This window comes from Nostoc sp. (assembly GCF_036917455.1).
In the GTDB taxonomy this organism is placed as follows: Bacteria; Cyanobacteriota; Cyanobacteriia; order Cyanobacteriales; family Nostocaceae; genus Nostoc.
This window is the reverse complement of sequence record NZ_JBALDK010000256.1, coordinates 1-7,259: the sequence shown is the minus strand read 5'-3', so window position 1 is coordinate 7,259 and position 7,259 is coordinate 1. Positions and strand designations below refer to the sequence as shown.

The following is a 7,259-nucleotide window of genomic DNA, read 5'->3' as shown; positions in this document are numbered from 1 at the left end:
CGCTGTTAAGCTCTCCGCTTCCGGCACTTATTCAATATAACGAACCTACTTCATTGTGTCAACTATTTTCTCCAAAATTTTTTTGGAGAGCTTTTTCATCGCCCTCTAAGTCTTAGACTGTAAGACTTTTAAGCTATGGTATTCCTGGAAGTTATTAAGGAAGCAATAAGTTTGTGAGCAGTTTTGCTGTTTTACCTCCTTGGCTGGTTTTAGATCCTCTTTTGCGTAGTTGGTTGTTGGAGGATATTGGCAGGGGCGATCGCACAACAAATACACTACTAGTAGAAGATGTGACGCTAGGCAAGGCTTTATGGATAGCTAAAGCTTCAGGTATAATTGCTGGCTTACCAGTTGCAGCTAGAGTATTTCAGATTTTGAATGAAAAAGTTAGCTTTACGGCAGTGGCAGATGAAGGTGCATGGTGTGAGCATGGACAGGTAGTAGCTGAAATTTCTGGTTCGCTGGATGCGTTGCTAATGGGGGAACGAGTAGCGCTCAATTTGGCTATGCGATTGAGTGGGATTGCTACGCTTACTAATATATATGTAGAGAAAATTGCTGATTTACCTGCTCAGTTGGTGGATACGCGTAAAACTACACCAGGGCTGAGAATATTGGAAAAGTATGCAACTGCTTTGGGTGGTGCGACTAATCACCGTATGGGGTTAGATGATGCGGTAATGATTAAGGATAATCACATTGCGGCTGCTGGGGGGATTGGAGAAGCTGTTACCCGTATTCGTTCTCAGATTCCTTATCCCTTGACTATAGAGGTAGAGACGGAGAGTTTAGAGCAGGTCAAAGAAGCTTTGAAGCACAAGGCTGACATTATTATGTTGGACAATATGCCCTTGGATATGATGAGTCAGGCGGTAGAGTTGATTCGTCAGCAGGATAATGGGGTGAAAATTGAAGCTTCAGGGAATGTGACTTTAGAAACGATTCGCGGTGTGGCAGAGACAGGGGTGGACTATATTTCTAGTAGCGCGCCAATTACTCAATCGAAGTGGTTGGATTTGAGTATGAGGATTGTACTTTAGAAGAAGGCGAATCACCTCACTGTAAAGGTGGTATAGTATTAGGTTTTAGAAGGTTTAAATTTTACTAAATATAATCTATTTATACTTACCAGACTGTTGAAGTTGCTATGGTCGCTACAATCCCTAATGTGACTAATTCTAATATCGATCAAAATCTATAAAAATAAAGTTTTTTCCGAAAGACTTAATTTACTTAACTTAGGAGTTCCTAAGCAATACTCCCACGCTTTCTGGCTTCTTTGTAGGAAGTTCCAACATTTTTTAAACCAGCTTTAATCATTTGTTGTTCGAGGAGGGCAAAGAAACGTGCTCGATCGCCACCTTTTACCACTGCTTGATTATGCGCTTCGGCGATCGCTACAGGGTAGCCATATCCTTTTTGCACTTGTGCTAGCATCAGTCCCAATGCTTGGTCTAACATAGTTACATTCTCCGCTACCCATACTGGAACTTCGATTCGGGCGATTTCAGTGCCAACGTGAACATAGCAAAAATAAATGGTTTGATCGCCGTAGAGTTCAAGAATCGGGGAATTACTCCGCCAAAGAGTGCTGCGTTGTCCTGGTTTGAGTCGGGTTGCCCAAACTGAAGTATCTCGTAACTGTTCAAAAATTTTACAAGCTACTTTTTCTAGCTGATTTGGGCAATAAGTTTTACAGTCTGGCACTGGATGGGGACAAGCCAATAATCTTAAAAAGTTCATTGTTTCGATGCTGCGAGAAGCGCTGAGATAACCCATCAGAGGAATTTGAGCATCACGCATTTGCTGCCAAGCTTCTAGGATGGGGGGTAAAATGCGATCGCGTGCATCTATCGGTAACTGTTCTAAAAACCAGTAAATTAACGAACCATCTACCATCGCCAATGCTGGTGCTTCCCCTTTAGCTGCACATGCAAGTTCTGCCAAAACCGTTGCTTCGGAAGCAGTGCGGCGAAAACTCATCCATTCCTCGGTTCTAATTCCCCACTGTCGAGACATATATAAATCTTCTGGGCGATAAAATACTTCTGGCAAACTATCGAGTAGCGGATGGCGGTTTTGTCCGTAGTGTAAGACGACTCTGCCAATATTTAAGAGATAACAGTAAGCAATTTCGTGATGGTTGGGGGCAATTTGGGAACCATCGGTAGCGATGACAGTATGAATTTTTGGCGGAACTGGGATATTGATGCAGGTTTCTAACGGCTCAATTGGGGTAGCATTAGCAAAGAGAATGCGATCGCGCCATTTTTCCTGGCGATCGATTAAATCTTGTTGAGACTCATAAGCATTTTTTAGATGTTGTTGCGCCAATTCTAAACGCTGGCGACTGGCAGTAGCTTCTAAAGTAAGATGCTGACTTAAGCCTTGCATTTGTCGCGCCAGTTTTGTTAGATCGAGCATAAAGGTAAGTTAGGAGTTAGGAGTTTTTCTACTTTCTTAGTATTTACCTATATCTTTATAAATCTCTTGCTTCGTTAACATTCCGCCTTGAAATAAATTTCAGGGTTAATAACTAAAGCCCTTTGATTCTCTAAAAAGGATTAAGTAGAGTCATTTTAGTACACTTGAGCGATGAGCCAGGAACTTAAGTTTCGGCGGGATGTTATTAAGGGCAACAATTTGACTGCTATAAATATAGCAAGGGACTAGGGACTGGGTGAAAAGTCTTTTTGTGTCTAAATTTCATCATCTGTTGATGTCCTAACCACCAAGGCTATTGCTATATCTAGGCAACGATTAGCCCTTTGAGGGAATACGGTTGAGTTAAGCATTTATGTATTCTCTTTGTATTCTTTGCGTTAGCCTGCGGCAAGCCGCTTTGCGTCTACGTTAAAATAATTGACTTTGGCAAAGAGTTTTAGCCCTAACTGAACTGTATTGCCCTTTGAGGGTGAAGCCATTAAGAGATTATTGCAGCATAATTTATATATTAAAACCAAGCAGAAAAATCTTTGGCAAACTGAAACAGTGATAACAACTGAATTCGCGGCTCGTTTTGGGTAGCTTCTCTTTCTACCTGGGTATTATAGCCCCAGTCTGCAAGGAACAGTTTCACCTCTTCAAGGTCTGTTTGCTGTTGGACTAACTCCAATGTCTTAAGTCTATCTTCTACAAACCAAAGACTAACTGACTTGTTTTCTGCTTCCTGCTTTAGTTCTCGCAGAATTTCGTATTTGGGACGCTTGACTTCTTTACCAAAAATTGCTGCTGTCGGTAAATTCACTCCTTGCTGTTTGAGTAACTCTTGTACAAAACGCCCTTCTTTAGTTGTCACAATGTATAACTTAACTCCACTGTCAAGAGTTAATTTGAGTTTTTCTACTACACCCGGATAAAATTTATGCAGACTTAGCCAACCGTCTAAATCGGTGGTAATCCATTTATCCCGTTGGTTATCTAGTTTCGCAGCAATTTCTCTGGCTTGTAGCTTGTGATTTAACAAAAGTTTTGGGGCAATGGTTAACCATTCATGAAGAATTTTATCATCAGGAATTTCATCTACCAGCGCTTTGATTAAAACGGGCATTTCCCAGCCTGTTTCAATTACAGGTCGCAGGCGGTAGAATCTTAAAGCTAAATCATCTGGTGGTGTGTCGTTAGTTGGCGACCAAATATCACAATAGGTGCGCCACGCTACCTCAAAATATTCAATTAGTCCATCGCAAATCACTCCATCAAAGTCTAGGGCTAAAATTGTGGGACTACTTGCGGTCATTGTTTTGAGGATGAAACTGCTGTTGTCAGCTTACCTGACAATTTTAAATCATGCAGTAATTTTTGTGAGTCTTTTATAATAGACGCGCTAAATAAGGTAAAGTCACTGATTGGCAGTTGGGATAAGACAGGAAAATACTAAACATCAATCAGGCCGATCGCAAGGTTTAAGACCCCCACTGAAGCTAAATATGCGATCGCATTACAGAATAGTTTCCACTTAAGTCGATAGCGATCGCAATTAGACAAATTGTATGATAGATGTTATCAATATACCTTGGTTTAGCCATAAGTGAAGGAAGGGTGATATGAGCAATGACGGACGACAAGCTTCTACGCGTCTGAGCATAGTTCAGCGCCAGAAAGCAGGTATATCCAGTTTTATAAATCCGTCTCTTGCCTCATCAACTATTTCCACACTGGCTTCTCCAACGCGTGGGTTTGGTTTACAAACGAATAATCCTCCAATCCAAAAACTAACTGAGACACCAACAGACCTTCAAGAAGCGCAGTCTGTTGATGAGCAATTCTTGGAACCAGAAGCCATCAAACAACAGCCCCTTAGTCATGACATTAGGCGTATATCCTTGCATCGTCCCCAGGCAAAACTCACGGTAGGTGCGCCAAACGATCGTTATGAGCAAGAAGCCGATAAAGTTGCCGATCGGATTATGCGAATGGCTGAACCAGCACCGATGAGTTTAGAGGATATACAGACTCAAGACCAAGTGCAAACTAAGCCTCTAGCAGCTGCCATAACTCCCTTAGTGCAACGGGAGACGATGCCAGAAGAGGAAGAGGAGTTACAAACTAAACTTCTGAATGCATCTATCCAAAGAGAGACTTTACCAGAGGAAGAAATACAAACCAAGCGATCGCTACAACTCGCTACCAATGATAGCTTCCAAACTGGGGAAAACTTTGAGAGTCGGCTAAACAGTAGTGAAGGCGGAGGAAGCCCGTTACCAAATGCGGTGCGCTCCTTTATGGAACCCCGTTTTGGCACAGATTTTAGTCAAGTACGGGTACATACAGGCACGCAAGCGGTGCAGATGAATCAAGATTTAAATGCTCAGGCATTTACGCACCAGCAAAACATTTTCTTTGGTGCAGGCAAGTCACCAGGTAATGATGCCTTAACCGCCCATGAACTGACTCATGTGGTTCAGCAGACAGGTACAGCCCAGAGAAAATTAATTCAACGGGCAATTAACCCCACATACGACTTAACACACGGTGTTTTTGAAGTAAATGCCACACCAAACGGGGCGAGTTTACCAATTACTATTCGTTTTAAACCTAAAACCACTGCTCCCTACTCTAACCAAATTGGACTGATTCAGATTGTACGTTTGACAAATGCTACAGGTACAAATGTCGAACCTCAGTCTTTACCTGCTGCTCGTGGTGCTAGCCTCCGCACCACTGCTGATGCCACTACGGGAGTTGAGGGCGGATATTTCACTGATGTATTGCATAATGATGCACCTGCTCACGGTGGCACAGGAACTAATGCGCCAGCCGGAAGTGCATTACCTGCTCAGTATCCCTTTGGTAACGACCCAGCGCAACCTAATCCCACAACCCCTGGACTTTCACGACCTTCTTCTAGTGGTGCAAGCGGAGCAACTATCGGTTACAAACGCTCCGATGACCCCACCGATATCAAAGCAGCAGAACTAACCGATGCTCCTGGAGGAGCTGGTGAGTTCAACTTCGACTTCCAAACCGTGGCTAAGGGAGAAGACACCATGACAACTTACGGAGCGCTTCATTGGGGCTTTCAAATTCGTGCTGGCAAAGTTGAGAACGATCGCGCGTCGGCACAAGATGGGCAATCTGCCACTTTCGATGCAGCTCTAGAGAAACATCGAGATTTTTACGTACATGAACCAGTCATTTTTTACTTTGATTTCGACAACGATCAATTGAGTTCCAGTGAAACAGGCAAAATCGATACATTCTTGGATTACCTGCGGCGGTTCCCTGATGTCAAAGTAACTCCTGAAGGCTTCGCTGACAGGCGCGGTGGTGCATCACAGCACAACCTGGATCTATCTTTACGCAGAGCGCAGGCAGTCGGAGCAGCCCTGCGTGCTAAGGGTGTAGCTGAAGCTCAGATTAGTGCTGTTACTATCGGCTCTGGTTCAACCGAAGACTTTACCCCTGATGCCACTACTAACCAAGATAAAGAAGCAAATCGTCGGAGTAATCGCCGGGTCGTTTTGAGCTTTGAGCATGTGCCAGCAGCAGCACCAGCAGGCACAGGAGCGACACCGTGATCTTGAGAACGATAGGAACATTCGCGATCGTTGTAATACTGGTCATTGGAGGAAATTTGTACATGAATAATCAAGACGCGACTGCAACACCTATGGAGCAGATCAAAGCCCGGCTCTACTCTACAGATCAAGACACTAGCGGTTTAGCCTTGGGTGAATTGATCCGTTTAGGCAAACAAGCTACCCCGGTTTTGTTGGAAGCCTTGACTAATCCCAACTCCCGTACCCGTAGGCTTGCAGCCGAGGGATTGAGTGAAATTGCCGACCCCGCTAGTGCTGATGCTTTGTTCCAAGCTACCCATGACACTAATCCAGAAGTACGTGCCCGTGCTGCCACTGCTTTACACCAATTAGGGGATAAACGCTCATTGCCGGCTTTGGTCGCTACCCTTGATGATTACCCTGACATCCTGCACAATCCTTACACAGCTTCGATGTATCCACTAATGCGAGAAGGGAAAGAAGTTTTACCTCTGGTAATTCCTCTTTTGCAAGCACCGAACGATCTAACTCGTGAGCGAGCTTTTTTGATTGTTAAAGCTGTGGTGAGTAAGCTACCCCAAGGGCACGACTGGAATCAATTGTGGCAAAGTTTGGGAAGTTACAATCCCGCAGGTTCAAAGGCAGAACGTGATAAAGCTGCTCAACAATGGCAGGAATGGTTGACCAAATAATTCGTAATTCGTCACAAAAAACTACCCATTGGTAGCGGAGTTACCTAACCGTGTTATCGAGTCCATCTACGATTCTTGAACCCAAACAAAGCGCGATGGTGAGTGATGTTGCTGCTGCTAGTGCTGCTACCGTCCGAATATGATTCCAGATTGTCCAGTTGGTCAAGTAGCTAGACCATAGATTTGCACCCTCAGTACTGTCCGGCTCGACTCTTGCCAGGGCTTCGTTGAGCGGCACATTGAACACTATTGTCACGCCTAATGTGCCAACGAGGTAGAGTAAGCTACCTAGGAGCAAGTAGGCAGCACCAGGTTGATGCCACTTTAAGAGCAAGGAGATTAAAAAAAATATACAAGCCGCAGCCGTTCCCAAGAACGCTGTCATAAAAAATGGATTGATTACCGTGATATTAATGGATTGCATGGCAGCAATGCCTTGGGGTGGTTTCAGTCCAGCAAGGGCGTTCATTAGTAGTAGTTCACAGGATTGAAAGTGTTACCAAGTCTTTTAAGTACACATAGATGGTAAATTAAGGGGCATGGATGAAAACTGCCTCGCCTACGG

General features: G+C 44.0%; 6 protein-coding genes. 3 read left to right on the top strand and 3 right to left on the bottom strand.

Features of this window, described 5'->3' with window-relative positions; all coding sequences use genetic code 11:
• Positions 1–173: 173 nt before the first annotated feature.
• A complete protein-coding gene (nadC, locus tag V7K42_RS27900) occupies positions 174–1,040 on the top strand; it encodes a carboxylating nicotinate-nucleotide diphosphorylase (RefSeq protein WP_334920840.1) in 867 nt (288 codons plus the stop codon).
• Between the two features lie 208 nt (positions 1,041–1,248).
• Here nadC and V7K42_RS27895 read toward each other — a convergent pair whose 3' ends face one another.
• Entirely contained in the window at positions 1,249–2,424 is a 1,176-nt protein-coding gene (locus V7K42_RS27895; protein ID WP_334920838.1) for a DNA double-strand break repair nuclease NurA, read from the bottom strand.
• A gap of 529 nt (positions 2,425–2,953) precedes the next feature.
• Positions 2,954–3,739, bottom strand: coding sequence for an HAD family hydrolase (locus V7K42_RS27890; protein WP_334920836.1), 786 nt, complete (start codon positions 3,737–3,739; stop codon positions 2,954–2,956).
• A 307-nt stretch (positions 3,740–4,046) separates the two neighbouring features.
• Here V7K42_RS27890 and V7K42_RS27885 point away from each other — a divergent pair, with 307 nt between their 5' ends.
• Both V7K42_RS27885 and V7K42_RS27880 read left to right on the top strand, forming a co-directional pair.
• The gene (locus V7K42_RS27885; protein WP_334920834.1) at positions 4,047–6,020 is read left to right on the top strand and encodes an eCIS core domain-containing protein; all 1,974 of its coding nucleotides are present in this window, start codon (positions 4,047–4,049) and stop codon (positions 6,018–6,020) included.
• Positions 6,021–6,082: 62 nt separating this feature from the next.
• Positions 6,083–6,694 carry a HEAT repeat domain-containing protein gene (locus V7K42_RS27880; RefSeq protein ID WP_334920832.1) on the top strand — a complete coding sequence of 204 codons (612 nt, stop codon included), beginning with the start codon at positions 6,083–6,085 and terminating at the stop codon, positions 6,692–6,694.
• 40 nt (positions 6,695–6,734) lie between these two features.
• On the opposite strand, the gene V7K42_RS27875 is transcribed toward V7K42_RS27880, so the two are convergent.
• Positions 6,735–7,163 carry an anthrone oxygenase family protein gene (locus tag V7K42_RS27875; protein WP_334920830.1) on the bottom strand — a complete coding sequence of 143 codons (429 nt, stop codon included), beginning with the start codon at positions 7,161–7,163 and terminating at the stop codon, positions 6,735–6,737.
• Positions 7,164–7,259 lie beyond the last annotated feature (96 nt).

Bases quoted from the DNA above. Each gene is read 5' to 3' on its own strand.
- V7K42_RS27895 (WP_334920838.1), bottom strand. From the start codon at position 2,424: ATGCTCGATCTAACAAAACTGGCGCGACAAATGCAAGGCTTAAGTCAG.
- V7K42_RS27890 (WP_334920836.1), bottom strand. From the start codon at position 3,739: ATGACCGCAAGTAGTCCCACAATTTTAGCCCTAGACTTTGATGGAGTG.
- V7K42_RS27885 (WP_334920834.1), top strand. From the start codon at position 4,047: ATGAGCAATGACGGACGACAAGCTTCTACGCGTCTGAGCATAGTTCAG.
- V7K42_RS27880 (WP_334920832.1), top strand. From the start codon at position 6,083: ATGAATAATCAAGACGCGACTGCAACACCTATGGAGCAGATCAAAGCC.
- V7K42_RS27875 (WP_334920830.1), bottom strand. From the start codon at position 7,163: ATGAACGCCCTTGCTGGACTGAAACCACCCCAAGGCATTGCTGCCATG.